Here is a 24,590-nt window from a genome sequence, read left to right on the forward strand (position 1 = left end):
GACCGCAGCGAGGACAAGAGGAGCCCATGTCTGCCGAGAGCATGCCGGAACCCGGCACACCGGGTGATCCCGGAACGAGCGCCCCGCGAGGCCGCGCGAAGGGCAGCCGCCGCAAGCCGCGCAGCACGCGCAGCAAGGCCCTGCTCATCACGGCCTGGACCGCGGCGGGCATCGTGGTGCTGGGGGGCACCGGCGCCGGGTACCTGTACTTCAAGCTCAACGGCAACATCAAGACCGTCGACATCAACCAGGCCCTCGGTACCGACCGGCCGCTGAAGGTCGACAACGGCTCCGAGAACATCCTGGTCCTGGGCTCCGACACCCGCTCCGGCAGCAACAAGAAGCTGGGCGGCGGCACCGACGACGGCAGCGCCCGCTCGGACACGGCGATGATCGTGCACCTATACGAGGGCCACAAGAAGGCCAGCGTGGTCTCCATACCCCGCGACACCCTCGTCCCGCGCCCCTCCTGCACCGACGCCAAGGGTGTCACCCACGCCGCCGCGACCGGCGTGATGTTCAACTCCGCGTACTCCACCGGCGGCGCCGCCTGCGCGGTGAAGACCGTCGAATCCATGTCCGGTATCCGCATGGACCACTACATCGAGGTCGACTTCAGCGGCTTCCAGAAGCTCATCGACGACCTCGACGGTGTTCGGGTGACCACCACCAAGAACATCAAGGACCCCGACAGCCATCTGAACCTGACCGCCGGCACGCACACCCTCGACGGACAGCAGGCGCTCGGCCTCGTCCGCACCCGGCACGGCGTCGGCGACGGCTCCGACCTCGGCCGCATCCAGCTCCAGCAGGCGTTCATCAAGGCCCTGGTCAACCAGGTCAAGCACATCGGCGTGCTGTCCAGCCCCACGAAGCTGTACGACCTCGCCGACACCGCGACCAAGACCGTCACGACCGACTCCGACCTCGGCACGGTCAAGAACCTCGCGTCCTTCGCCAACGGTCTCAAGGGCATCAGCTCGTCGAACATGAACATGGTGACGATGCCGGTCCAGTACGACAGCGCGGACGCCAACCGCGTCCTCGTCGACAAGGCCAAGGCGCAGCTGGTGTGGACCGCCCTGAAGAACGACCGCGCGATCCCGAAGGCGGCCACGAAGGGCACGGCCACGGGCACCGCGAAGGGCGTCGTCAGCTCGTAGCTGCGCCGGTACGGAGGCCGCGCCGAGGGCCGTACGAGCCCCGTACACAGGCTCGGGAATAGATCGCCCAAGCCCCCGGTTTTGGGGGATGGCGCCAGTCCTGGCAGACTGGTACGTCGGCTCCGGTTCACGCACCCGCATCCCGCGGTGGCGACCCGGCGCCCTCCCGAAACTAGGAGACACCTTGAAGCGCGACATCCACCCCGAGTACGTCGAGACGCAGGTCAGCTGCACCTGTGGCGCGTCGTTCACCACCCGTAGCACGATCTCCAGCGGCTCCATCCGCGCCGAGGTCTGCTCCGAGTGCCACCCGTTCTACACGGGCAAGCAGAAGATCCTCGACACCGGTGGCCGCGTGGCCCGCTTCGAGGCCCGCTTCGGCAAGGCTGCCGCTGCCAAGAAGTAGCGAGCCCACAGCGCCGGTCTTCGGCGTCCCCGGCACGGGGGCGCCGGGACCGGCGCTTTGCGGTGCAGCCCCCACATTCGTCTTACCTACGTCCCTGAGCCCATGATGGAGCTGGGGACAGTCCATTGGAGCCGGAGATGTTCGAGGCGGTCGAGGAACTGATCGGCGAGCACGCCGATCTGGAGAAGAAGCTCGCTGACCCGTCGGTCCACGCCGACCAGGCCAACGCACGCAAGCTGAACAAGCGCTACGCCGAGCTGACCCCGATCGTCGCGACGTACCGCTCCTGGAAGCAGACCGGGGACGACATCGGCACGGCGAAGGAGTTCGCCGCCGACGATCCCGACTTCGTGGCCGAGGTCAAGGAACTGGAGAAGCAGCGCGAGGAGCTCACCGAGAAGCTCCGCCTGCTGCTGGTCCCGCGCGACCCCAGCGACGACAAGGACGTCATCCTCGAGATCAAGGCGGGCGCGGGCGGCGACGAGTCGGCCCTGTTCGCCGGCGACCTGCTGCGCATGTACCTGCGCTACGCCGAGCGCGTCGGCTGGAAGACCGAGATCATCGACTCCACCGAGTCCGAGCTCGGCGGTTACAAGGACGTCCAGGTCGCGGTGAAGACCAAGGGCGGCCAGGGTGCCACCGAGCCCGGTCAGGGTGTCTGGGCGCGCCTGAAGTACGAGGGCGGGGTGCACCGCGTGCAGCGGGTGCCCTCGACCGAGTCGCAGGGCCGTATCCACACCTCCGCGGCCGGTGTGCTGGTCACGCCCGAGGCCGAGGAGGTCGACGTCGAGATCCACGCGAACGACCTGCGCATCGACGTCTACCGTTCGTCGGGCCCCGGCGGCCAGTCCGTCAACACGACCGACTCCGCGGTGCGCATCACGCACATTCCGACCGGAGTCGTCGCCTCCTGCCAGAACGAGAAGAGCCAGCTGCAGAACAAGGAGCAGGCGATGCGTATCCTGCGCTCCAGGCTCCTCGCCGCGGCGCAGGAGGAAGCGGAGCGTGAGGCCGCGGACGCCCGCCGCAGCCAGGTCCGCACCGTCGACCGCTCCGAGAAGATCCGCACGTACAACTTCCCGGAGAACCGCATCTCGGACCACCGCGTCGGATTCAAGGCGTACAACTTGGACCAGGTGCTCGACGGGGACCTCGACGCGATGATCCAGGCGTGCGTCGACGCCGACTCGGCCGCGAAGCTCGCGGCCGCGTAAGGCGGAACGGCGGACGGCCGAACGGCGCAACGGCCGGACGGCCGGACGCAGCTTTGTGAGGCCGTACCCGTAAGCCCTGCTCGTCAAGCCGTACGACAACAGCTCAGCCCCGGAGGACCAGCGTGAACCTGCTGCTCGCGGAAGTGGCCCAGGCCACCCAGCGGCTGGCCGACGCCGGCGTGCCCTCGCCGCGCAACGACGCGGAGGAGCTCGCCGCCTTCGTGCACGGCGTGAAGCGGGGCGAGCTGCACACCGTCAAGGACGTGGACTTCGACGCCCGCTACTGGGAGGTGACCGCGCGCCGCGAGGCCCGCGAGCCGCTCCAGCACATCACCGGGCACGCCTACTTCCGCTATCTGGAACTCCAGGTGGGCCCCGGGGTGTTCGTCCCGCGTCCGGAGACGGAGTCCGTCGTCGGCTGGGCCATAGACGCCGTCCGCGCGATGGATGTCGTCGAGCCGCTGATCGTCGACCTGTGCACCGGCTCGGGCGCCATCGCGCTCGCGCTCGCGCAGGAGGTCCCGCGCTCCCGCGTACATGCCGTGGAGCTGTCCGAGGACGCCCTCCAGTGGACGCGCAAGAACGTCGAGGGGTCCAGGGTCGACCTGCGCCAGGGAGACGCCCTGGAGGCCTTCAGGGACCTCGACGGCCAGGTGGACCTGGTGATCTCCAACCCGCCGTACATCCCGCTCACGGAATGGGAGTACGTGGCGCCGGAGGCCCGGGACTACGATCCCGAACTCGCCCTGTTCTCGGGCGAGGACGGACTGGACCTCATCCGTGGCATCGAGCGCACGGCGCACCGGCTGCTGCGCCCCGGCGGCGTCGTCGTCATCGAGCACGCCGACACCCAGGGCGGGCAGGTGCCGTGGATCTTCACCGAGGAGCGGGGCTGGGCCGACGCGGCCGATCACCCCGACCTCAACAACCGGCCGCGGTTCGCGACCGCCCGCAAGGCGATGCCGTGAGCGCGCGCATCGTGACCCCCAGCCAGCAGTACGTGTACGAGGAGGCCCGCTAAATGGCACGGCGATACGACACCAACGACGCGACCGACCGCATCACCGGTCTGCGTGAGGCCGCGTCCGCCGTTCGCCGTGGCGAGCTGGTGGTCCTCCCGACGGACACGGTGTACGGCATCGGCGCCGACGCGTTCACCTCGGAAGCCGTCGCCGACCTCCTCGAGGCCAAGGGCCGGGGCCGCAACATGCCCACCCCTGTCCTCATCGGCTCCCCGAACACCCTGCACGGCCTCGTCACGGACTTCTCCGAGATGGCCTGGGAGCTCGTCGACGCGTTCTGGCCGGGTGCGCTCACCCTCGTCGCCAAGCACCAGCCGTCCCTGCAGTGGGACTTGGGCGACACCCGGGGCACGGTGGCCATCCGTATGCCGCTGCATCCGGTCGCCATCGAACTGCTGACGGAGGTCGGCCCGATGGCCGTCTCCTCCGCGAACCTCACGGGCCACCCGGCGCCGGAGGACTGTGACGCCGCGCAGGAGATGCTCGGCGACTCCGTCTCCGTGTACCTCGACGGCGGTCCGACCCCCGGCAACGTTCCCTCCTCCATCGTCGACGTCACCGGCAAGGTGCCGGTCCTGCTGCGTGCGGGTGCGCTGTCGGCGGAGGAGCTCCGGAAGGTCGTACCCGACCTCGAGGTGGCGAATTGACAGCCCCTGACGCGGGGCGTGGCATAGGCACGGGGATCACGGGGACCAATGGGTCCCCCAGGGGGTCCTTCCGCATCCTCCACGTCAGCACCGGCAACGTGTGCCGCTCGCCGATCACCGAGCGGCTGACCCGCCATGCCCTCGCGGACCGGCTGGGCGACCCCCTGTGGGGCGGCCTCATCGTCGAGAGCGCCGGCACCTGGGGGCACGAGGGCGCCCCCATGGAGGCCAACGCCGAGACGGTCCTCGCGGACTTCGGCGCGGACCCCTCCGGCTTCGTCGGCCGCGAGCTCCTCGACGACCACGTCATCAGGGCCGACCTGGTCCTCACCGCGACCCGCGACCACCGCGCCCAGGTCATCTCCATGGGCCACTCCGCGGGCCTGCGCACCTTCACCCTGAAGGAGTTCACCAGGCTGGTCCGCGCCATAGACCCCGCCACGCTTCCTCCCCTGGAGGACGGTGTGGTCGAACGGGCCCGTGCCCTGGTGCGGGCCGCGGCCGCTCTACGCGGGTGGCTGCTGGCCCCGACGGCGGAGGCGGACGAGGTGTTCGACCCGTACGGTGCGCCCCTGCCGTTCTTCCGTTCGATCGGCGACGAGATCAACGAGGCACTGGATCCGGTGGTGACGGCGCTGACGGGGGTGCGGGCGCGCGCGTAGGTCGGTGTGGGCGTTTTCTTGTGGAGCGCCCGATAGGCCGTAATACCGGGCGTCCCACCGGTCCCGGTTCTACATTGGACGTAGCGCACCCCGCCGAGGCCCGGAGTCCACCATGCCGGTCACACAAACGCTGGAAGCGGATGTTCTGCGTCTGCAGGACCCGGAGCTCGCCGAGATCCTGATGGGGGAGCTGGCGCGGCAGTCGACGACGCTCCAGCTGATCGCGGCCGAGAACTTCACCTCGAAGGCGGTGCTGACCGCCCTCGGGTCGCCGCTGGCGAACAAATACGCCGAGGGGTATCCCGGCGCCCGCCACCACGGCGGCTGCGAGATCGTCGACGTCGCCGAGCGCCTGGCCGTCGAGCGGGCCAAGGCCCTCTTCGGCGCCGAGCACGCCAACGTGCAGTCCCACTCCGGATCCTCGGCCGTCCTCGCCACGTACGCCGCCCTGCTGCGGCCGGGGGACACCGTCCTGGCCATGGGGCTGCCGTTCGGCGGCCACCTCACGCACGGGTCGCCCGCGAACTTCTCCGGCCGCTGGTTCGACTTCGTCGGGTACGGGGTGGAGGCGGAGAGCGGGCTCATCGACTACGACCAGGTGCGCACTCTGGCCCGTGCGCACCGGCCGAAGGCCATCGTCTGCGGGGCGATCTCCTACCCCCGGCACATCGACTACGCGCTCTTCCGGGCGATCGCCGACGAGGTCGGCGCCTATCTCATCGCCGACGCCGCCCACCCCATCGGCCTGGTCGCCGGGGGAGCGGCGCCCAGTCCGGTGCCGTACGCCGATATCGTCTGCGCCACCACGCACAAGGTCCTGCGCGGCCCCCGCGGCGGCATGATCCTCTGTGGCAGCCAGCTGGCCGAGCGGGTCGACCGGGCCGTCTTCCCCTTCACCCAGGGCGGCGCCCAGATGCACACCATCGCCGCCAAGGCCGTCGCGTTCGGCGAGGCCGCGACGCCCGCGTTCGCGGCGTACGCGCATCAGGTGGTCGCCAACGCGAAGGTGCTGGCCGAGGGGCTGGCCGCGGAGGGGCTCGCCGTCACCACCGGGGGGACCGACACCCACATGCTCACCGCGGACACCACTCCGCTCGGTCTCGACGGACGCAGCGCACGAGGCCGTCTGGCCGCCGCCGGAATGGTTCTCGACACCTGCGCACTGCCCCACGGCGACGTCCGCGGCCTGCGCCTGGGCACGGCCGCGTTGACCACGCAGGGGATGGGCGAGGCGGAGATGTCGCAGGTCGCGAAGTTGTTCGCGGCGGTGCTGCGGGACGAGGCCGACAGCAAGCGGGCACGTGAAGAAGTAAGGGATCTGGCCGGGAGATTTCCGCCCTATCCGGACGAGTGAGGGGTACACGCACACGTGTGCACAGCCACTCGTGCAACCATCGTCGCTACCCGGAAGTCCCCAACCATATGCGCGCATCGCTAGGGTGTGGGGCTGAGATGGCCAGCGAGACCTGTGGGGAAGCCCGTGCGTGAATATCTGCTGACGCTCTGCATCACGGCCGCGGTGACGTATCTGCTGACAGGGCCGGTACGGAAGTTCGCGATCGTGGCCGGAGCCATGCCGCAGATCCGGGCACGTGACGTGCACCGGGAACCCACGCCACGGCTCGGCGGCATCGCGATGTTCTTCGGTCTGTGCGCCGGCCTGCTGGTCGCCGACCACCTGCGGAACCTCAACGCGGTCTTCTCGGACTCCAACGAGCCCCGCGCACTGCTCTCCGGCGCCGCGCTGATCTGGTTGATCGGTGTCCTGGACGACAAGTTCGAGATCGACGCCCTGATCAAGCTGGGCGGCCAGATGATCGCCGCGGGTGTGATGGTCATGCAGGGTCTGACGATCCTGTGGCTGCCCGTCCCCGGCGTCGGCCTGGTCGCGCTGACCCAGTGGCAGGGCACGCTGCTCACCGTGGCGCTGGTCGTCATCACCATCAACGCGGTGAACTTCGTCGACGGCCTCGACGGTCTCGCCGCCGGCATGGTGTGCATCGCCTCCGCCGCGTTCTTCCTGTACGCGTACCGCATCTGGTACAGCTACGGCATCGAGGCCGCCGCCCCGGCGACCCTCTTCGCGTCGATCCTCATGGGCATGTGTCTGGGCTTCCTGCCGCACAACATGCACCCCGCCCGGATCTTCATGGGTGACTCCGGCTCGATGCTGATCGGCCTGGTGCTGGCCGCAGGCGCGATCTCCATCACCGGGCAGATCGACCCGGACGCGATGAACCTGTTCTCCGGTTCGGAACGCAACACCGTGCACCAGACGGTGCCGGTCTACATCCCGCTGCTGCTGCCGCTGACGATCATCGCGGTCCCGGCCGCCGATCTGGTGCTCGCCATCGTGCGGCGCACCTGGCGTGGTCAGTCGCCCTTCGCCGCCGACCGCGGCCACCTGCACCACCGCCTCCTGGAGGTCGGCCACTCGCACAGCAGGGCCGTCCTGATCATGTACTTCTGGTCGGCGCTGATCGCCTTCGGGGCGCTCGCCTTCTCGGTGAACTCGGCGTCCATGTGGATCGTGCTCGGCATCGCGGCGCTCAGCGCGGTGGGTCTCGTACTGCTCCTGCTGCCGCGCTTCACGCCGCGTGCCCCGCGCTGGGCCGAGCACCTGGTGCCGCCGCGCTACCGCCGCCGGCGCAGGGTCGTCCTGGCGGCCGAGGCGGAGGCGGCCATGGCGTCCGTCGGATACGAGGAGCCGACGTCCCACGAGAAGGCGGCCCAGGAGCAGGAAGAGGGCGTCCGCGAACACCGTTCCCCGGTCACCACGGGTGTCTCAGGAGTCAACGGAGCGACGGCCATTGGGCCCCGTGCGCGCTTCCTTGAAGGGCGCAAAGCCGAATCTTCACGCTGACGCAAAGTAAGAATCCTGCAAGAGGGATCATCGGCAAACCGCGCCAATACCAGACAAGTCGCCCTCGATATTGCACAAACGCGCGGGTTCACTCTCATGTGTGACAGCGAGCACACCTTCTAGGTAAAGACCGCATCAAATAGTTTGTGATACGGTTCACGAGAACCCGGGATAGAGCCGAAGGACCGTCGTGAGGCGGCCCCTTGGCGTGAGGTTCTCTCTCAGCCCGGGACTACGCTCGTCCATGACGACACCCTGCCCCCGAAGCAAGCGGAGTTGCCGCCATGCCGTCCAATGACGCCCGGAACCTATTGCACACCGCTGTCCCCACGGCGGCTGTCGGCGTGATCGCCGTCGCCGTCAGTGGCGTGGTCGCGGGTGGCAAGGGTGCGCTCGGTGCGGGTATCGGCACACTGCTGGCCATCCTCTTCATGGGGATCGGCCTCTACGTCCTGCAGTGGACGGCAAAAACGCTCCCGCAGCTGTTCCAGGCGATGGGCCTGATGCTCTACGTGGCCCAGCTCCTGCTGCTCCTGATCTTCGTGGCACTCTTCAAGAACACGTCTCTGTTCAACCCCAGGGCGTTCGCGGTCGGCCTCGTCCTCGCGACCGTCGTGTGGATGGCGGCGCAGGCGCGTGCGCACATGAAGGCCAAGATCTTCTATGTCGACCCCGAACCCGAGAAGAGCGAGAAGCCCGAGAAATCAGGGTCCTCGTCGTGAGGGGTAGGGGTGGGATAAGGCCATGTGGGAGATCCTGCTATCGTCCGGTGCCAACTGCGGCATCGCGGGCGCGGGCATCTGAGCTGACGCCTGCTCAATCGCGAGGCTTGATGCCCCACAGCCGCCCTCACATCCGTTACACCAGTCCAGTGCCGAACCGCGGCTGCGCGCCGCGCCGACACAACGAGGTTGCCGTACCTATGCGTCACGCCGAAGGAGCCCGTGGTGAGTGCTGACCAGACCCAGCTCGCCTTTGACTGGAGCTGTCGGATCATGTCCGACAACGGGTGTGGCTTTCCGGCTCCGGGCCTGCACTCGTTCCTCTTCAAGCCGCTCGCCACGGTCGGGGGGTTCGAGTTCAACAAGGTCATGCTGCTCGCCCTCCTCACCTCCATCCTTGTCGTCGCCTTCTTCTGGGCGGCCTTCGGCAAGGCCAAGGTGATCCCGAGCAAGCTGCAGATGGTCGGTGAGGCCGGTTACGACTTCGTGCGCCGCGGCATCGTCTACGAGACGCTCGGCAAACGCGAGGGCGAGAAGTACGTCCCGCTGATGGTCTCGCTGTTCTTCTTCATCTGGATCATGAACATCTGGTCCGTGATCCCGCTGGCCCAGTTCCCGGTCTCGTCGGTCTTCGCTTTCCCGGTGGTACTCGCCGCGCTGGTCTGGATCCTCTGGGTCTCGGTCACGTTCAAGCGCCACGGCTTCGTCGGCTTCTTCAAGAACGTGACGGGCTACGACAAGTCGCTCGGCGGGGTGCTGCCGCTCGTGATGGTCATCGAGTTCCTCTCGAACCTGATCGTCCGGCCCTTCACGCACGCGGTCCGACTCTTCGCCAACATGTTCGCCGGCCACCTGATGCTGGTGATGTTCACGGTCGCCTCCTGGTACCTGCTGAACAGCTGGATGGTCCCGGCGGCCGGTGTGTCGTTCGTGATGACCATCGTCATGATCCTCTTCGAGCTTTTCGTGCAGGCCGTCCAGGCGTACGTCTTCGTGCTGCTGGCCTGCTCGTACCTTCAGGGCGCTCTCGCCGAGCACCACTGAGTCACCGCCCCACACGCCCCAGAACGTCCGGTGGCCAACCCCCGCCGGTCCAAGAAAGAGAAGGAAGATTCAGCATGGCTGCCACTGAGACCCTCGCCGCTGTCTCCGGTTCGCTCGGTTCCATCGGCTACGGCCTCGCCGCCATCGGCCCCGGCGTCGGCGTCGGCATCATCTTCGGTAACGGCACCCAGGCCCTGGCCCGTCAGCCCGAAGCCGCCGGTCTGATTCGCGCCAACCAGATCCTCGGCTTCGCCTTCTGTGAGGCGCTCGCCCTCATCGGCATCGTTATGCCGTTCGTGTTCGGTAAGTAATCACCCCTTACTGACACGAAACGACGAAAGGCACTGATGTGATCGCCAACCTGGTTGCACTCGCAGCCGAGGAAGAGCAGAACCCGCTCATCCCGGCGGGTCCCGAGCTGCTCGTCGGCACCATCGCCTTCGCCATCGTGTTCTTCTTCTTCTGGAAGAAGCTCCTCCCGAACATCAACAAGGTTCTGGAAGAGCGCCGCGCGGCGATCGAAGGCGGTATCGAAGAGGCCGACGCCATGAAGGTCGAAGCCCAGAGCGTGCTGGAGCAGTACAAGGCCCAGCTCGCCGAGGCACGGCACGAGGCCGCGCGTCTGCGCCAGGAGGCGCAGGAGCAGGGTGCCCAGCTCATCGCCGACATGCGTGCGGAAGGCCAGCGGCAGCGCGAGGAGATCGTCGTCGCCGGTCACGCCCAGATCGAGGCCGACCGCAAGGCCGCCTCGCAGGCGCTGCGCCAGGACGTGGGCAAGCTCGCCACCGACCTGGCCGGCAAGCTGGTCGGTGAGTCCCTCGAGGACCACGCCCGGCAGAGCCGCGTCATCGACCGCTTCCTCGACGACCTCGAGGAGAAGGCCGAGGCGACTCGATGACCGCACACGGAGCAAGCCGCGAGGCCCTCGCTGCAGCTCGTGAGCGTCTCGATGCGCTGACGGACTCGACGTCCGTGGACGCGGTCCAGCTCGCCGACGAGCTGGCCGCCGTCACCGCGCTGCTCAACCGCGAGGTGTCGCTGCGTCGGGTCCTGACCGACCCGGCGCAGCCCGGCGAGGCCAAGGCCGAGCTGGCCCAGCGCCTGCTCGGCGCCCAGGTCGGCGGGCCGACCGCGGACCTGGTGGCCGGCCTGGTGCGCTCGCGCTGGTCGCAGTCGCGTGACCTGGTGGACGCGCTGGAGGAGCTGGCGAGTATCGCCGACCTCACGGCCGCCCAGCGGGCGAACGCGCTCGACGACGTCGAGGACGAACTGTTCCGCTTCGGTCGGATCGTCTCTTCGAACACCGAGCTGCGCGCCGCGCTCACCGACCGCACCGCCTCGAAGGCGGCCAAGAGCGAGCTGCTGCACAGGCTGCTCGGCGGCCGGGCCAACCCGACCACCGAACGCCTGGTGACGCGCCTTGTGGCCGCGCCCCGGGGACGTAGCCTGGAGGCGGGACTCGAGTCCCTGTCCAAGCTCGCCGCCGATCGCCGCAACCGCATGGTCGCCGTCGTCACCTCGGCGGTCCCGCTGAGCGACGGACAGAAGCAGCGCCTCGGCGCCGCTCTGGCGAAGCTCTACGGCCGCCCGATGCACCTCAACCTCGACGTGGACCCCGAGGTCGTCGGCGGGATCCGGGTGCAGGTCGGCGACGAGATCATCGACGGTGCCGTCTCGGACCGACTCGAGGACGCGCGCCGCCGCATCGTCGGCCAGTAGCAACTCAATACGCGTAACCACGTAGTACTTACGGCCCTGGTTGGGCCGTGCAGAGGATTCCTGGGGGCTGACCCCAGACCCCCCAAGAAAACTTCGGGCCCAACAAGGAGAGCAGGGAACCCAGATGGCGGAGCTCACGATCCGGCCGGAGGAGATCCGGGACGCGCTGGAGAACTTTGTCCAGTCGTACAAGCCGGACGCGGCCTCGCGCGAGGAGGTCGGTACGGTCACCGTCGCCGGCGACGGTATCGCCAAGATCGAGGGCCTTCCCTCGGCGATGGCGAACGAGCTGCTGAAGTTCGAGGACGGAACCCTCGGTCTCGCGCTGAACCTGGAAGAGCGCGAGATCGGTGCGGTCGTCCTCGGCGAGTTCAGCGGTATCGAGGAGGGCCAGCCGGTGCAGCGCACCGGTGAGGTGCTGTCCGTCGCCGTGGGCGAGGGCTACCTCGGCCGCGTCGTCGACCCGCTCGGCAACCCGATCGACGGCCTCGGCGAGATCGAGACCACCGGCCGCCGCGCCCTCGAGCTGCAGGCCCCGGGCGTCATGGTCCGCAAGTCGGTGCACGAGCCGATGGAGACCGGCTACAAGGCCGTCGACGCGATGACCCCGATCGGCCGTGGCCAGCGTCAGCTGGTCATCGGCGACCGTCAGACCGGCAAGACCGCGCTGGCTGTCGACACGATCATCAACCAGCGCGACAACTGGCGCTCGGGCGACACCAAGAAGCAGGTCCGCTGCATCTACGTCGCCATCGGTCAGAAGGGTTCGACCATCGCCTCCGTGCGTGGCGCCCTCGAAGAGGCCGGCGCGCTGGAGTACACGACCATCGTCGCCGCCCCGGCGTCCGACCCGGCCGGCTTCAAGTACCTTGCGCCGTACACCGGTTCGGCCATCGGCCAGCAGTGGATGTACGAGGGCAAGCACGTCCTCATCATCTTCGACGACCTCTCGAAGCAGGCCGACGCCTACCGCGCCGTGTCCCTGCTGCTCCGCCGTCCGCCGGGGCGCGAGGCCTACCCCGGTGACGTCTTCTACCTGCACTCCCGTCTGCTGGAGCGCTGCGCGAAGCTCTCCGACGAGCTGGGCGCCGGTTCGATGACGGGTCTGCCGATCGTCGAGACCAAGGCGAACGACGTGTCGGCGTTCATCCCGACCAACGTCATCTCCATCACCGACGGCCAGTGCTTCCTGGAGTCCGACCTGTTCAACGCCGGCCAGCGTCCGGCCCTGAACGTCGGTATCTCGGTCTCCCGCGTCGGTGGCTCCGCCCAGCACAAGGCGATGAAGCAGGTTTCCGGCCGACTCCGCCTGGACCTCGCCCAGTACCGCGAGCTGGAGGCGTTCGCCGCCTTCGGTTCCGACCTGGACGCCGCGTCGAAGTCCCAGCTGGAGCGCGGTCAGCGGTTGGTCGAGCTGCTCAAGCAGGCTCAGTACCAGCCGATGGCCACCGAGGACCAGGTCGTCTCCGTGTGGGCCGGTACCACCGGCAAGATGGACGAGGTACCGGTCGCCGACATCCGTCGCTTCGAGAAGGAGCTTCTTGAGTACCTGCACCGCAAGGAGCAGGGACTCATGACCTCCATCAAGGAGGGCGGCAAGATGTCGGACGACACCCTCACGGCCATCGCGGACGCCATCGCGGACTTCAAGAAGCAGTTCGAGACCTCGGACGGCAAGCTTCTCGGCGAAGACGTTCCGGCCGCGGCCAAGTGACGTAAGGAAGGGACCTGACTCATGGGAGCCCAGCTCCGGGTCTACAAGCGTCGCATCCGATCCGTCACCGCGACCAAGAAGATCACCAAGGCGATGGAGATGATCGCCGCCTCGCGCGTCGTCAAGGCGCAGCGCAAGGTGGCGGCCTCCGCGCCGTACGCGACCGAGCTCACCCGCGCGGTCACGGCGGTCGGCACCGGCTCGAACACCAAGCACCCGCTGACCACGGAGGCGGAGACGGCGACCCGTTCCGCGGTGCTGCTCCTCACGAGCGACCGCGGACTGGCCGGCGCCTTCAACTCCAACGCCATCAAGGCGGCGGAGCTGTTGACCGCCCGTCTTGAGGCGGAGGGCAAGGAGGTCGACACGTACATCGTCGGCCGCCGCGGTCTGGCCCACTACAACTTCCGCGAGCGCAAGGTCGTGGAGTCGTGGTCGGGTTTCACCGACGAGCCCACCTACGCGGACGCCAAGAAGGTCGCGGCTCCGCTCATCGAGGCAATCGAAACGGCGACGGCGGACGGCGGCGTGGATGAACTCCACATCGTCTACACCGAGTTCGTCTCGATGATGACGCAGAACGCGGTCGACGGCCGCCTGCTGCCACTGCGCCTCGAAGAGGTCGCGGAAGAGGCGCCCAAGGGCGAGATCCTTCCGCTGTACGAGTTCGAGCCGTCGGCGGAGGACGTCCTCGACGCCCTGCTGCCCCGGTACGTCGAGAGCCGTATCTACAACGCGCTGCTCCAGTCGGCTGCCTCCAAGCACGCCGCCACCCGCCGCGCGATGAAGTCGGCGACCGACAACGCGGGAGACCTGATCACCACGCTCTCCCGTCTTGCCAATGCGGCCCGCCAGGCCGAAATCACCCAGGAAATCAGCGAGATCGTCGGTGGCTCCGCAGCCCTTGCCGACGCGACCGCGGGGAGTGACAAGTAATGACGACGACTTCTGAGACGGCCGTTGCCACGGGCCGCGTCGCCCGGGTCATCGGCCCGGTCGTCGACGTGGAGTTCCCCGTCGACGCGATGCCGGACATCTACAACGCCCTTCACGTCGAGGTGGCCGACCCGGCCAACGCCGGCGAGAAGAAGACGCTGACCCTGGAAGTCGCCCAGCACCTGGGTGACGGCCTGGTCCGCACGATCTCCATGCAGCCCACCGACGGTCTGGTCCGCCAGGCCGCGGTCACCGACACCGGTACGGGCATCACCGTCCCGGTCGGTGACTTCACCAAGGGTAAGGTGTTCAACACCCTCGGTGAGGTGCTGAACTCCGACGAGAAGTACGAGGGCGAGCGCTGGACCATCCACCGCAAGGCCCCGCGCTTCGACGAGCTCGAGTCGAAGACCGAGATGTTCGAGACCGGCGTCAAGGTCATCGACCTTCTCACCCCGTACGTCAAGGGTGGAAAGATCGGTCTGTTCGGTGGTGCCGGTGTCGGCAAGACGGTGCTCATCCAGGAGATGATCTACCGCGTCGCCAACAACCACGACGGTGTCTCCGTGTTCGCCGGTGTCGGTGAGCGCACCCGTGAGGGCAACGACCTCATCGAGGAGATGTCGGACTCGGGCGTCATCGACAAGACCGCGCTTGTCTTCGGGCAGATGGACGAGCCCCCGGGCACCCGTCTGCGCGTGGCCCTCGCGGGTCTGACGATGGCGGAGTACTTCCGTGACGTCCAGAACCAGGACGTGCTGTTCTTCATCGACAACATCTTCCGCTTCACGCAGGCCGGTTCCGAGGTCTCGACCCTGCTCGGCCGTATGCCCTCCGCGGTGGGCTACCAGCCGAACCTGGCCGACGAGATGGGTCTCCTCCAGGAGCGCATCACCTCGACCCGTGGTCACTCGATCACCTCGATGCAGGCGATCTACGTCCCCGCGGACGACCTGACCGACCCGGCCCCGGCCACCACGTTCGCCCACCTCGACGCGACGACGGTGCTCTCCCGTCCGATCTCCGAGAAGGGCATCTACCCGGCCGTGGACCCGCTGGACTCCACGTCCCGCATCCTGGACCCGCGCTACATCGCGGCGGATCACTACGCCGCCGCGATGCGGGTCAAGTCGGTCCTGCAGAAGTACAAGGACCTCCAGGACATCATCGCGATCCTCGGTATCGACGAGCTCGGCGAGGAGGACAAGCTCACTGTCCACCGCGCCCGTCGCGTGGAGCGCTTCCTGTCCCAGAACACCCACGTCGCCAAGCAGTTCACCGGCGTCGACGGGTCGGACGTCCCGCTGGACGAGTCGATCGCGGCCTTCAACGCGATCATCGACGGTGAGTACGACCACTTCCCGGAGCAGGCGTTCTTCCTGTGCGGTGGCATTGAGGACCTCAAGGCCAACGCCAAGGAGCTCGGCGTCTCCTGAACCTCGCGTACCTGAGGGGCTCCGGTTCCTGAGGAACTCGTGTTCGCAAAGGAGGGGGACGGGGCCGCACCTCGCGGGGCGCGTCCCGTCCCCCTCCGTACGCCCATTAGACTTTGACCCAACACCCGGCGGCCATGCCGGGTGGTGACCCGAGGAGCCCACCTTGGCTGCTGAGCTGCACGTCGAGCTCGTCGCCGCGGACCGCAGTGTCTGGTCCGGCGAGGCCACCCTGGTCGTCGCGCGTACCGCGTCCGGCGACATCGGCGTCATGCCCGGTCACCAGCCGCTGCTCGGTGTGCTGGAGTCGGGCCCGGTGACCATCCGTACGAGTGATGGTGGAACGGTCGTCGCCGCGGTGCACGGCGGTTTCATCTCGTTCGCCGACAACAAGCTGTCCCTGCTGGCCGAGATCGCCGAGCTGTCGGACGAGATCGACGTCCAGCGCGTGGAGCGGGAGCTCGAGCGCGCGAAGGCGGAGGGCGATGCCTCCGCCGAGCGCCGCGCGGACGTCCGTCTGCGGGCGGTGTCGGCGCGCTGAGTCGCCGCGCTGTGTGATGCTTTGCCTCAGCCGCGGCGGGGACCGGATCACTCCGGACCCCGCCGCGGCTGAGGCAAATGCGGAGGTTTTTTCTTTTCCGTTACCTAGGAGACGAGGAGGTCGGTGTCGATGGTCCTCGCTCTGACTGTGTGCGGATTGGTAGTGGCGCTCGTGGTGGTGGGGCTGTTCGTCTTCGGCCTCCGCCGCCGGCTGATCCAGCGCTCCGGAGGCACCTTCGACTGCAGCCTGCGCTGGGACGTCCCGGAGAAGAGCGACCCCAACGGAAAAGGCTGGGGCTACGGCGTCGCCCGCTACAACGGCGACCGCATCGAGTGGTACCGCGTCTTCTCGTACTCCCCCCGCCCGCGCCGCGTGCTGGAACGCTCGGCGATCGAGGTGGCCGGCCGCCGCACCCCGGACGGCGAGGAGGAGCTCGCCCTGCTCTCCGACGCGATCATCCTGGCCTGTGTGCACCGGGGTACCCGGCTGGAACTGGCGATGAGCGAGGACGCGCTGACCGGTTTCCTCGCGTGGCTGGAGGCGGCCCCGCCCGGACAGCGAGTGAATGTGGCCTGAGAGGCCACACTCACTCGCTGGGTGGGGGTCCCCCCGGACGAAGTCCGGGGAGCGTCAATGGTGCTTGGCGGCTATCCGAGCCCGTTGGTGAGGGCGCTCACCAGTTCGCCGTTGCTGGTGTCTCCGCTGAACTCCCAGAAGAACGCGCCGCCCAGGCCCTGACTCTTGGCCCAGGCCATCTTCGTGCCGATGGTCGCCGGGGTGTCGTAGGACCACCAGTTGCTGCCGCAGTGCGCGTACGCCGTCCCGGCGATCGTGCCGGTGGCCGGGCAGGACGTCTTGAGCACCTTGTAGTCCTCGATGCCCTGCTCGTACGTTCCCGGCGCCGGCCCCGTGGCCGTGCCGCCCGGCGCGTCCTGGGTGACGCCCGTCCAGCCGCGGCCGTAGAAGCCGATGCCGATCAGCAGCTTGCTCGCGGGCACGCCCTTCGCCTTGAACTTGGCGATCGCGTCGGCCGTGGTGAAGCCGGGCGTCGGGATACCGCTGTACGAGGTGAGCGGGGAGTGCGGGGCCGTCGGGCCCTGCGCGTTGAACGCTCCGAAGAAGTCGTACGACATCACGTTGTACCAGTCGACGTACTGCGAGGCGCCCGCGTAGTCGGCGGCGTCGATCTTGCCGCCAGAGGTGCCGTCCGCCGTGGTGGCCGCGGTGACCAGGTTGTTCGTGCCGAACTTGGCGCGCAGGGCCTGCATCAGGTTCTTGTAGGCGGCGGCGCCGCTGGTGTCGCAGGACAGGCCGCAGGCGTTCGGGTACTCCCAGTCGATGTCGATGCCGTCGAAGACGTCGGCCCAGCGCGGGTCCTCGACCAGGTTGTAGCAGGACTGGGCGAACGCGGTCGGGTTGGCCGCGGCCTGGGCGAAGCCGCCGGACCAGGTCCAGCCGCCGAAGGACCAGAGGATCTTGATGTTCGGGTACTTGGCCTTCAGCTCGCGCAGCTGGTTGAAGTTGCCGCGCAGCGGCTGGTCCCAGGTGTCGGCGACGCCGCTGACCGACTGGTCGGCGGTGAAGGCCTTGTCGTAGTCGGCGTAGGAGTCGCCGATCGCGCACTGGCCGTTGGTGACGTTGCCGAAGGCGTAGTTGATGTGCGTGATCTTGGCGGCCGAGCCGGACGTCACCAGGTTCTTGACGTTGTAGTTGCGGCCGTAGATGCCCCACTCGGTGAAGTAGCCGAGCTTGACGGCGTTGCCGGTGGGCGGCGGGGTGGTGCCGCCACCGGTGGTGTGCACGGCGACCGCGCCGCTGACCGGACCGGTCTGGTCGGCGGTGTCACGGGCCTGGACGGTGTACGAGTAGTCGGTGCCCGCGGTCAGACCGGTGTCCGTGTACGAGGTCGTGGTCACGGTGGCGACCTTGGTGCCGCCGCGCAGGACGTCGTAGTTCTTGACGCCCTTGTCGTCGGTGGCCGCGCTCCAGGAGAGCTTCACCGAGGTGTCGGTGATCGCGGAGGCGGTGGGGGTGCCGGGCGCGCCGGGCGGGTTGTCACCGGGGACGGTGGTGCCGCCGTCACAACTGCCGCCGTTGAGCGTGCAGTTGGACGGAGATCCCGAGCCGGCGCCGTTGAAGCCGAAGGAGACGGAGGCGCCCGCGGCGAGGGTGCCGTTGTAGGACTTGTTCTTGGCGGTCCAGTGGGTGCCGGAGGAGGTGACGTCCGCGTCCCAGGCCGAGGTGACGGACGTACCGGAGGGGAAGTCCCAGTCGATCGTCCAGGAACTGATGCTGGTGGTACCGGTGTTGGTGACCGTCCACTTGCCTTCGAAGCCCGTACCCCAGTCCTGGGTCTTGGTGTACGTGGCGGTGGCGGAGGTGGCTGCCGAGGCGGGGCTCGCGAGCCCGACGAGGGCGGCGAGCGGAAGCAGCAGGGTGGTGAGTCCTGCCACGGTTCGCTGTCGGACTCTGGTTCTGAAGCGCATGATGCCTCTCCTCGGGGATGTCGTGGGCATGGCTAAGCGCAGTGCGGCGAGAATAGAAAGGTCTGGACCATAGGTCAATAGGTCTGGACCAGTGCACCCGCGCGGTGAGTCAGACGCCCAACTCCTGTGCCAGCACGGCCGCTTGGACCCTGCTCCGCAGCTCCAGCTTCCCCAGCAGACGGCTGACGTGGGTCTTCACCGTCGCCTCCGCCATCTCCAGTCGACCCGCGATCTCCGCGTTGGAGAGCCCCTCACCCAGGCAGGACAGCACTTCCCGCTCCCGGCGCGTCAGCGCGTCGAGCACGGCCGGGTCGGCGCTCGGCTCCCGTACCGGCTTCGCGGCGAACTCGGCGATCAGCCGACGCGTCACGGCCGGGGCGATCAGCCCCTCGCCGCTCGCCACCGTCCGCACCGCCACCAGCAGGTCCCTCGCCTCCGTGTTCTTCAGCAGAAACCCGGAGGCGCCCGCACGCAGCGCACCGAAGACGTACTCGTCGAGGTCGAAGGTGGTGAGCACGAGCACGTCGGCGAGCCGCTCGGCGACGACCTGACGGGTGGCGGACACCCCGTCGAGCCGGGGCATCTGCACATCCATCAGGACCAGGTCCGGGCGGAGTTCGCGGGCGAGCGCGACCGCCCGCTGGCCGTCCGCGGCCTCGCCGACCACCTCGATGTCGGGTGCGCTGCGCAGGATGAGGACGAGCCCGGCCCGTACGGCGGACTGGTCCTCGGCGACGAGCACGCGGATCATCCGGGTTCTCCTTGGACCAGGGGCAGGGTGGCGCGTACGGTCCAGATCGCGCCGTCCTTGCCGTCTTTTCCACCCTTGCGGTGCTTGACGTGCCCGCTGTCCGGGGAGGGCTCCGGCCCCGCCTCGAAGCTGCCGCCCAGCAGGTCGGCCCGCTCCCGCATCCCCACGAGACCGGCGCCGGAACCGGGGGCGCGGGGGCCGCTCGGACCGCCGTACGGACTGGTCACCGCGATGGCGAGCGAGCCGTCCCGCTGGGTGAGCGTCACCGTGACACGGCCCTCGGGCGCGTGCTTGAGGGCGTTGGTCAGCGACTCCTGGACGATGCGGTACGCGGCGAGCTCGACCGGGGCGGGCACCTTGCCGTGCGCGGTGGTGAGCGTGACGTCGAGTCCGTTGGTGCGGGCGCCGGCCACCAGGGCGCCGAGTCCGTCGAGGGTGGGTGCGGCGGACGGCTCGCGGTCGTCGCTGCCGTCGCGCAGGATCCCGATCAGCCGGCGCATCTCCGCGAGCCCCTCGACGCTGTTCTCACGGATGACGGTGAGCGCGTCCCTGGACGTGTTCGGGTCGTCGATGGAGAGCGCGGCCGTGGAGTGGATCGCGATCGCGGAGAGATGGTTGGCCACCATGTCGTGCAACTCCCGTGCCATCCGGGCTCGTTCGGCGGTGACGGCGTGGGCGCGGTCCATCTCGGCGAGCAGGGTCGTCTGTTCGGCGCGCAGCCGTTCGGCGACGGCGGTGTCGCGGTGGTTGCGGACGATCCAGCCGGTGGCGGCGGGGGTGAACGTCACCAGGCCGGTGAACGCGCCGATCAACAGCCCCTCCGGCTTGTGCCAGGCCGCGACCGGCCACACGGTCGCGATCACCGTGATCAGCCCGGTGATCCAGGGGATGCGGCGGGCCGCGCCGGGGGAGCCGTACAGGACGGCCGCGTAGACCAGGTCCGTGAACATCACGACCGTGGCCAGGCTGCCGCGGGTCAGCAGGTCGGCGACGAGCGCGAGTGTGCCCACGAGCAGGGCGGTGCGCGGCCGTGTCCGGCGCAGCGGTTCACAGCAGGCCATCACGGCCAGCGGCACCAGGACGGCCCAGCCCTGGTCCGCACGGGACATCGGATCGTCCGGCGTACGGCTGTAGAGACCGACGCTCCACAGGAAGAGCCCGCCGAGCAGTCCGCCGGCCGCGATGCCCACGTCGTCGCGGTGGGGGCGGGCGGGTCGCCGGGCCATGACTGCATCCATGACTCCATCCAACACGGCGCACCGGCCCACCGCCTGATGCCCGGGAAGGGTCCGGAACTGCAACTTTCGATGTACCGGGACCTCGTCACCGCCGATGACGATCCGGGCCGCCCCGGACGTGAGCCTGGAGGGGTGACCGAGAGGGGCGAACCGTGATCGTCGGGTTGATCGTCGCGTGCGAGGCCGGTTTCTGGCTGCTGCTGGCCGCGGGCCTCGCCGTCCGCTATCTGCTGAGGCTGCGCCGTACGAGCGTGGCCCTGCTGCTGTGCGAGCCGCTGCTGGAGGTGGTGCTTTTCGTGGTGACGGCGCTCGACCTCCGGAACGGCGCCGAGCCGAGCTGGGAACACGGCCTGGCGGCGCTCTACATCGGCTTCACCGTCGCGTACGGCCACTACACCATCCGCTGGTTGGACGGCCACGCCGCCCACCGCCTGGCCGGTGGCCCGCCCCCGCCGAAGCCCCCGCGCTTCGGCAGGCCCCGGGCCGCCCACGAGGGCCGCCTCTGGCTCCGTACCCTCCTCGCGGCGACCGTCGCGTGCGCCCTCCTCCAGGGCGCGATCTGGTTCGTGGGCGTCGGCGACACCTCGTCGCTGCGCGCCTTCCAGTGGGTGGCGCTACGGGCGGTGGGGATCCACGGCCTGATCGCCCTGACGTATGTCCTCCGGCCCAAACGGGCCCCGGTCACGCAGGGTCGGTCCGGCGGCTAGGGCCTGTCGTTTGGATCAGGTCGTTTTGGGCGACGGGGCTTGATCGGTGCCGGTGAGCGGGGGCTGGTGCGTGCAGGTGCAAGGCGGAGGAGGGAGGCATGGCGACTGACGACAACGCCGCAGATGTGCGTGCCGGCCCCGCGGCCAGGCCTGATCCCAAGGACAGGGCCCTAGCGCTCGCCGCCCGGCACCCACAGCACGTCCCCGGTCTCCTTGTTCGCCGTGCGGGCGAGGATGAACAGCAGGTCGGAGAGCCGGTTCAGGTAGGTGGCGGTCAGCGGGTTCATGACGTCGCCGTGGACCTCCAGCGCCGCCCATGTCGACCGCTCGGCGCGGCGTACGACCGTGCACGCCTGGTGCAGCAGTGCCGCGCCCGGGGTGCCGCCGGGCAGGATGAAGGAGCGCAGCTTCTCCAGCTCGTCGTTGAAGCGGTCGCAGTCCGCCTCCAGCTTGTCGATGTAGAACTGCTCGACCCGCAGGGGCGGGAACTTCGGGTCCTCGACCACCGGGGTCGACAGGTCCGCGCCGACGTCGAAGAGGTCGTTCTGCACCCGGGTGAGGACCGCGACGACCTCCTCGTCGAGGCCGCCCAGTGCGATCGCCGTCCCGAGGACCGCGTTCGCCTCGTTGGCGTCCGCGTAGGCCGAGATCCGGGGATCGGTCTTGGCGACCCGGCTCATGTCCCCGAGAGCGGTGGTGCCCTGGTCGCCGGTCCTGGTGTAGATGCGCGTCAGATTGACCATGGGGCCAATTTAGACGGTCTCGCGAGGGGAGCCGACGTGTGACCGAGCACTGCTTCGGCGCCTCTGCACCGTTCCTCTCAGGCGTTCGATTCCGTGCGCATGTTCTCCCTTCGTACCCGTGTCCTTGAATCGGGAACGGCGCTAACCGGAGTGGAGCCCTGGCTGCGCCCGGAAGGGAAGGTGGTGAACCATGCTGGTGGGCGTGGAGTACCGCCTCGCCGGCCAATTCCTTGACCGTCGCTTCGTCTCTCCTGGTGAGGCCGCACGGTACCGGCGGCTCCAGCAACAGCTTGCCCGCTCTCGGAAGGGATCCGGGAGGCGAAGGGCATGCCGGGCGAAGATGCGGGTCATCATGCGCAGGGTCCGTGACCGGCGCCAGGACTTCCATGCGCAGAGCGCCCGTCAGATGGTGGACGGCAATGCCCTCGTGGTCCTCGAAGACCTCAACACCGGGGCCATGACCGCCACTGCCAGGGGATCCGTGGCGGAGCCCGGTGTCAGAGTTCGGCAGAAGTCCGGACTCAACCGTTCCATCCAGGACAAAGGCCGGCATTCCTTCGAGTTGGCGGTTCGCGACCGTGCCCGCCGTACCGGCGCCACGGTGCGCACGGTGAATCCCGCTCATACGTCAACGACGTGCCCTGTTTGTGGGCATGTGCATCCGGACCATCGCAAGAGCCAAGCGAGGTTCGTGTGCACCGCCTGCGGTCACAAGGAGCACGCTGACACGGTCGGCGCGAAGAACACGCTGGCCCGCGGGCATGCGGGTCACAGGGCGTGGAGACCTCGGCTCCAGCCGGTCCGTGAAGCGCCAACCAGCGTGCAACCGCGCGGAATTAACGCACCGACCGCCTAGGTCGGAATCCCCCTGACTTCGGTCGGAGGAGGATCGCCAAGTCCGTCAGTTGAGACGTGACGACCGTCTCACGGCGTGAGACCGTGACACGCATTACTTACTCGTCACACAGGCCCTCACGAGCGCTAGTGTCCGCCCGAGAGGCAGACATAAACACCGCGTCAGGGGAGTCGCACAGTGGCAGGGAAGCTCGCCGTCATCGGAGCCGGGCTCATGGGGTCCGGTATCGCCCAGGTGTCCGCGCAGGCGGGCTGGGAAGTCGTTCTGCGCGATGTCACCGACGAGGCGCTCACGCGAGGCATCGACGGCATCAAGGCCTCCTACGACAAGTTCGTGAGCAAGGGCAGGCTGGAGGCGCGCGACGCCGATGCCGCACTCGGCCGGATCACCGCGACCACCGATCTCGACGCCGCCGCGGACGCGGACATCGTCGTCGAGGCCGTCTTCGAGAAGCTCGAGGTCAAGCACGACATCTTCCGCGCGCTCGACAAGATCGTGCGGGACGACACCGTGCTCGCCTCGAACACCTCCGCCATCCCGATCACCAAGATCGCCGCGGCCACCGAGCGCCCGGAGCGGGTCGTCGGCGTCCACTTCTTCTCACCCGTACCGATGATGCAGCTGTGCGAACTGGTGCGCGGCTACAAGACGAGCGACGAAACCCTCGCCACCGCACGGGAGTTCGCCGAGTCCGTCGGCAAGACCTGCATCGTCGTCAACCGTGACGTGGCCGGCTTCGTGACGACCCGTCTCATCTCGGCGCTCGTCGTCGAGGCCACCAAGCTGTACGAGTCCGGCGTGGCCACCGCCGAGGACATCGACCTCGCCTGCAAACTGGGCTTCGGCCATGCCATGGGCCCGCTCGCCACGGCCGACCTCACAGGCGTCGACATCCTCCTGCACGCCACCGGCAACATCTACACCGAGACCCAGGACGAGAAGTTCGCTCCGCCGGAGCTGATGCGCCGGATGGTTGACGCCGGTGACATCGGGCGCAAGAGCGGGCAGGGCTTCTACAAGCACTGAATCAAGCGAGTCATCCAGCATCACCCGTCACGGAAACCGCACGTGCCTCTGGGGTGTCACCCCATGAGGTGAATTCGGTATCGGTTCGCTTACAGACGGCAACCTCTGCGGCCTCAAGCCAGTCAGACGGTGCACACGCACAACGCGGACCGACACCGACGCAGAGAGACTGACGCAGAGGACGAGACGCACTCTCGGGGAGCGCATATGTACATCAGGGGCGACCACGCCGAGCTGGTCGTCGGGGGCCGCCTCGACGTACGCAGCGCGGCGGACGCCCGTACGGTCCTGCACTCGGCCGTCGACGACGGAGTCGGCGATCTGGTGCTGGACCTGTCCGAGCTGGACTCCTGGGACGCCACCGGGCTCGGTGTCATCATGGGGGCCCACCGAAGGGCCGGGCGGTGCGGCCGACGGCTCGTGCTGCGCCGTGTACCACCGCAGATGCAGCGCCTGCTGGTGGCCACCCGGCTGCACCGGATCCTCGCGATCGAGGGCGGCATCGGAGTCGAGTCACTGCCCCGGGTGTGACCCGGCGTACGCCTCCTGAGCGGCGTACGAAACGCACCTCGCGCACAATCCTCACGAGACTGTGACGTCTCGGGCGGCGCGGTACCCCGGCCTGTCGGAGATACTGTGCGAAGGTTTAGGGTTCGGCTGCCCGCCACCCGAAACCCTACGAGCGGGCACCGGACCA

General features: G+C 68.5%; 26 protein-coding genes. 22 read left to right on the forward strand and 4 right to left on the reverse strand.

Features of this window, described 5'->3' with window-relative positions; all coding sequences use genetic code 11:
• Positions 1–26: 26 nt before the first annotated feature.
• From AAFF41_RS31865 to AAFF41_RS31950, 18 genes are all read left to right on the forward strand, one after another.
• Positions 27–1,163 (forward strand): LCP family protein, encoded by a 1,137-nt coding sequence (locus AAFF41_RS31865; RefSeq protein WP_319746222.1) that lies wholly within the window; start codon positions 27–29, stop codon positions 1,161–1,163.
• A 184-nt stretch (positions 1,164–1,347) separates the two neighbouring features.
• Positions 1,348–1,569, forward strand: a complete 222-nt coding sequence (gene rpmE / locus AAFF41_RS31870) for a 50S ribosomal protein L31 (protein ID WP_033323852.1) — start codon at positions 1,348–1,350, stop codon at positions 1,567–1,569.
• A gap of 137 nt (positions 1,570–1,706) precedes the next feature.
• Positions 1,707–2,783: a peptide chain release factor 1 gene (gene prfA / locus AAFF41_RS31875; RefSeq protein WP_097227448.1), complete on the forward strand. Its 1,077-nt coding sequence runs from the start codon at positions 1,707–1,709 to the stop codon at positions 2,781–2,783.
• Between the two features lie 122 nt (positions 2,784–2,905).
• Positions 2,906–3,751: a peptide chain release factor N(5)-glutamine methyltransferase gene (gene prmC, locus AAFF41_RS31880; RefSeq protein ID WP_054233232.1), complete on the forward strand. Its 846-nt coding sequence runs from the start codon at positions 2,906–2,908 to the stop codon at positions 3,749–3,751.
• Between the two features lie 53 nt (positions 3,752–3,804).
• Positions 3,805–4,452 carry an L-threonylcarbamoyladenylate synthase gene (locus tag AAFF41_RS31885; protein ID WP_054233231.1) on the forward strand — a complete coding sequence of 216 codons (648 nt, stop codon included), beginning with the start codon at positions 3,805–3,807 and terminating at the stop codon, positions 4,450–4,452.
• Positions 4,449–5,114 carry an arsenate reductase/protein-tyrosine-phosphatase family protein gene (locus tag AAFF41_RS31890; protein WP_054233230.1) on the forward strand — a complete coding sequence of 222 codons (666 nt, stop codon included), beginning with the start codon at positions 4,449–4,451 and terminating at the stop codon, positions 5,112–5,114. Before AAFF41_RS31885 ends, AAFF41_RS31890 begins: the two co-directional genes overlap by 4 nt.
• 112 nt (positions 5,115–5,226) lie before the next feature.
• Positions 5,227–6,468 (forward strand): serine hydroxymethyltransferase, encoded by a 1,242-nt coding sequence (locus AAFF41_RS31895; protein ID WP_319746220.1) that lies wholly within the window; start codon positions 5,227–5,229, stop codon positions 6,466–6,468.
• A 126-nt stretch (positions 6,469–6,594) separates the two neighbouring features.
• Positions 6,595–7,977, forward strand: a complete 1,383-nt coding sequence (locus AAFF41_RS31900; protein ID WP_319746218.1) for an MraY family glycosyltransferase — start codon at positions 6,595–6,597, stop codon at positions 7,975–7,977.
• 284 nt (positions 7,978–8,261) lie between these two features.
• Positions 8,262–8,699 carry a Cg1360 family ATP-synthase-associated protein gene (locus AAFF41_RS31905; RefSeq protein WP_054233227.1) on the forward strand — a complete coding sequence of 146 codons (438 nt, stop codon included), beginning with the start codon at positions 8,262–8,264 and terminating at the stop codon, positions 8,697–8,699.
• Between the two features lie 225 nt (positions 8,700–8,924).
• Positions 8,925–9,743: a F0F1 ATP synthase subunit A gene (atpB, locus tag AAFF41_RS31910; RefSeq protein ID WP_487007382.1), complete on the forward strand. Its 819-nt coding sequence runs from the start codon at positions 8,925–8,927 to the stop codon at positions 9,741–9,743.
• Between the two features lie 74 nt (positions 9,744–9,817).
• Positions 9,818–10,054 carry an ATP synthase subunit c family protein gene (locus AAFF41_RS31915; RefSeq protein ID WP_015657805.1) on the forward strand — a complete coding sequence of 79 codons (237 nt, stop codon included), beginning with the start codon at positions 9,818–9,820 and terminating at the stop codon, positions 10,052–10,054.
• A gap of 38 nt (positions 10,055–10,092) precedes the next feature.
• Positions 10,093–10,641, forward strand: a complete 549-nt coding sequence (locus AAFF41_RS31920; RefSeq protein ID WP_099920646.1) for a F0F1 ATP synthase subunit B — start codon at positions 10,093–10,095, stop codon at positions 10,639–10,641.
• The gene (locus AAFF41_RS31925; protein ID WP_319746216.1) at positions 10,638–11,462 is read left to right on the forward strand and encodes a F0F1 ATP synthase subunit delta; all 825 of its coding nucleotides are present in this window, start codon (positions 10,638–10,640) and stop codon (positions 11,460–11,462) included. The genes AAFF41_RS31920 and AAFF41_RS31925 overlap by 4 nt, the downstream gene beginning before the upstream one ends.
• A 124-nt stretch (positions 11,463–11,586) precedes the next feature.
• Entirely contained in the window at positions 11,587–13,176 is a 1,590-nt protein-coding gene (gene atpA / locus AAFF41_RS31930; protein WP_319746214.1) for a F0F1 ATP synthase subunit alpha, read from the forward strand.
• A gap of 21 nt (positions 13,177–13,197) precedes the next feature.
• Positions 13,198–14,112, forward strand: a complete 915-nt coding sequence (locus tag AAFF41_RS31935) for a F0F1 ATP synthase subunit gamma (RefSeq protein ID WP_054233222.1) — start codon at positions 13,198–13,200, stop codon at positions 14,110–14,112.
• Complete coding sequence (gene atpD / locus AAFF41_RS31940) at positions 14,112–15,548, forward strand: F0F1 ATP synthase subunit beta (RefSeq protein ID WP_319746212.1); 1,437 nt, start codon at positions 14,112–14,114, stop codon at positions 15,546–15,548. The genes AAFF41_RS31935 and atpD overlap by 1 nt, the downstream gene beginning before the upstream one ends.
• Positions 15,549–15,711: 163 nt before the next feature.
• Positions 15,712–16,086: a F0F1 ATP synthase subunit epsilon gene (locus AAFF41_RS31945; protein WP_054233220.1), complete on the forward strand. Its 375-nt coding sequence runs from the start codon at positions 15,712–15,714 to the stop codon at positions 16,084–16,086.
• A 129-nt stretch (positions 16,087–16,215) separates the two neighbouring features.
• Positions 16,216–16,662 carry a DUF2550 domain-containing protein gene (locus AAFF41_RS31950; RefSeq protein ID WP_054233219.1) on the forward strand — a complete coding sequence of 149 codons (447 nt, stop codon included), beginning with the start codon at positions 16,216–16,218 and terminating at the stop codon, positions 16,660–16,662.
• Between the two features lie 71 nt (positions 16,663–16,733).
• On the opposite strand, the gene AAFF41_RS31955 is transcribed toward AAFF41_RS31950, so the two are convergent.
• The 3 genes from AAFF41_RS31955 to AAFF41_RS31965 all read right to left on the reverse strand — a co-directional run bounded on the left by AAFF41_RS31955 (position 16,734) and on the right by AAFF41_RS31965 (position 20,549).
• Entirely contained in the window at positions 16,734–18,572 is a 1,839-nt protein-coding gene (locus AAFF41_RS31955; protein ID WP_319746210.1) for a glycoside hydrolase family 18 chitinase, read from the reverse strand.
• Positions 18,573–18,681: 109 nt separating this feature from the next.
• Positions 18,682–19,323, reverse strand: coding sequence for a response regulator transcription factor (locus AAFF41_RS31960; protein WP_319746208.1), 642 nt, complete (start codon positions 19,321–19,323; stop codon positions 18,682–18,684).
• On the reverse strand, positions 19,320–20,549 hold the full coding sequence (locus tag AAFF41_RS31965) for a sensor histidine kinase (protein ID WP_343325035.1): 1,230 nt from the start codon (positions 20,547–20,549) through the stop codon (positions 19,320–19,322). The genes AAFF41_RS31960 and AAFF41_RS31965 overlap by 4 nt, the downstream gene beginning before the upstream one ends.
• Positions 20,550–20,713: 164 nt before the next feature.
• Between AAFF41_RS31965 and AAFF41_RS31970 the strand changes: the two genes are divergently transcribed.
• Positions 20,714–21,268, forward strand: coding sequence for a hypothetical protein (locus tag AAFF41_RS31970; protein WP_319746203.1), 555 nt, complete (start codon positions 20,714–20,716; stop codon positions 21,266–21,268).
• A gap of 170 nt (positions 21,269–21,438) precedes the next feature.
• Here AAFF41_RS31970 and AAFF41_RS31975 read toward each other — a convergent pair whose 3' ends face one another.
• Positions 21,439–22,011 carry a cob(I)yrinic acid a,c-diamide adenosyltransferase gene (locus AAFF41_RS31975; protein ID WP_054233214.1) on the reverse strand — a complete coding sequence of 191 codons (573 nt, stop codon included), beginning with the start codon at positions 22,009–22,011 and terminating at the stop codon, positions 21,439–21,441.
• 190 nt (positions 22,012–22,201) lie between these two features.
• Between AAFF41_RS31975 and AAFF41_RS51710 the strand changes: the two genes are divergently transcribed.
• The 3 genes from AAFF41_RS51710 to AAFF41_RS31985 all read left to right on the forward strand — a co-directional run bounded on the left by AAFF41_RS51710 (position 22,202) and on the right by AAFF41_RS31985 (position 24,424).
• Positions 22,202–22,867 carry an RNA-guided endonuclease InsQ/TnpB family protein gene (locus AAFF41_RS51710; protein ID WP_351520281.1) on the forward strand — a complete coding sequence of 222 codons (666 nt, stop codon included), beginning with the start codon at positions 22,202–22,204 and terminating at the stop codon, positions 22,865–22,867.
• 177 nt (positions 22,868–23,044) lie between these two features.
• Complete coding sequence (locus AAFF41_RS31980; protein ID WP_319746200.1) at positions 23,045–23,893, forward strand: 3-hydroxyacyl-CoA dehydrogenase family protein; 849 nt, start codon at positions 23,045–23,047, stop codon at positions 23,891–23,893.
• Positions 23,894–24,100: 207 nt separating this feature from the next.
• A complete protein-coding gene (locus AAFF41_RS31985; RefSeq protein ID WP_030596935.1) occupies positions 24,101–24,424 on the forward strand; it encodes an STAS domain-containing protein in 324 nt (107 codons plus the stop codon).
• Positions 24,425–24,590 lie beyond the last annotated feature (166 nt).

This window comes from Streptomyces mirabilis (assembly GCF_039503195.1).
GTDB lineage: Bacteria > Actinomycetota > Actinomycetes > Streptomycetales > Streptomycetaceae > Streptomyces > Streptomyces mirabilis_D.

Excerpts from the sequence above, each read along its gene's own strand:
- AAFF41_RS31865 (WP_319746222.1), top strand. The coding sequence starts at position 27 with ATGTCTGCCGAGAGCATGCCGGAACCCGGCACACCGGGTGATCCCGGA.
- prfA (WP_097227448.1), top strand. The coding sequence starts at position 1,707 with ATGTTCGAGGCGGTCGAGGAACTGATCGGCGAGCACGCCGATCTGGAG.
- AAFF41_RS31885 (WP_054233231.1), top strand. The coding sequence starts at position 3,805 with ATGGCACGGCGATACGACACCAACGACGCGACCGACCGCATCACCGGT.
- AAFF41_RS31895 (WP_319746220.1), top strand. The coding sequence starts at position 5,227 with ATGCCGGTCACACAAACGCTGGAAGCGGATGTTCTGCGTCTGCAGGAC.
- AAFF41_RS31905 (WP_054233227.1), top strand. The coding sequence starts at position 8,262 with ATGCCGTCCAATGACGCCCGGAACCTATTGCACACCGCTGTCCCCACG.
- AAFF41_RS31915 (WP_015657805.1), top strand. The coding sequence starts at position 9,818 with ATGGCTGCCACTGAGACCCTCGCCGCTGTCTCCGGTTCGCTCGGTTCC.
- AAFF41_RS31925 (WP_319746216.1), top strand. The coding sequence starts at position 10,638 with ATGACCGCACACGGAGCAAGCCGCGAGGCCCTCGCTGCAGCTCGTGAG.
- atpA (WP_319746214.1), top strand. The coding sequence starts at position 11,587 with ATGGCGGAGCTCACGATCCGGCCGGAGGAGATCCGGGACGCGCTGGAG.
- AAFF41_RS31935 (WP_054233222.1), top strand. The coding sequence starts at position 13,198 with ATGGGAGCCCAGCTCCGGGTCTACAAGCGTCGCATCCGATCCGTCACC.
- atpD (WP_319746212.1), top strand. The coding sequence starts at position 14,112 with ATGACGACGACTTCTGAGACGGCCGTTGCCACGGGCCGCGTCGCCCGG.
- AAFF41_RS31950 (WP_054233219.1), top strand. The coding sequence starts at position 16,216 with ATGGTCCTCGCTCTGACTGTGTGCGGATTGGTAGTGGCGCTCGTGGTG.
- AAFF41_RS31955 (WP_319746210.1), bottom strand. The coding sequence starts at position 18,572 with ATGCGCTTCAGAACCAGAGTCCGACAGCGAACCGTGGCAGGACTCACC.
- AAFF41_RS31960 (WP_319746208.1), bottom strand. The coding sequence starts at position 19,323 with ATGATCCGCGTGCTCGTCGCCGAGGACCAGTCCGCCGTACGGGCCGGG.
- AAFF41_RS31965 (WP_343325035.1), bottom strand. The coding sequence starts at position 20,549 with ATGGCCCGGCGACCCGCCCGCCCCCACCGCGACGACGTGGGCATCGCG.
- AAFF41_RS31975 (WP_054233214.1), bottom strand. The coding sequence starts at position 22,011 with ATGGTCAATCTGACGCGCATCTACACCAGGACCGGCGACCAGGGCACC.
- AAFF41_RS51710 (WP_351520281.1), top strand. The coding sequence starts at position 22,202 with ATGCTGGTGGGCGTGGAGTACCGCCTCGCCGGCCAATTCCTTGACCGT.
- AAFF41_RS31985 (WP_030596935.1), top strand. The coding sequence starts at position 24,101 with ATGTACATCAGGGGCGACCACGCCGAGCTGGTCGTCGGGGGCCGCCTC.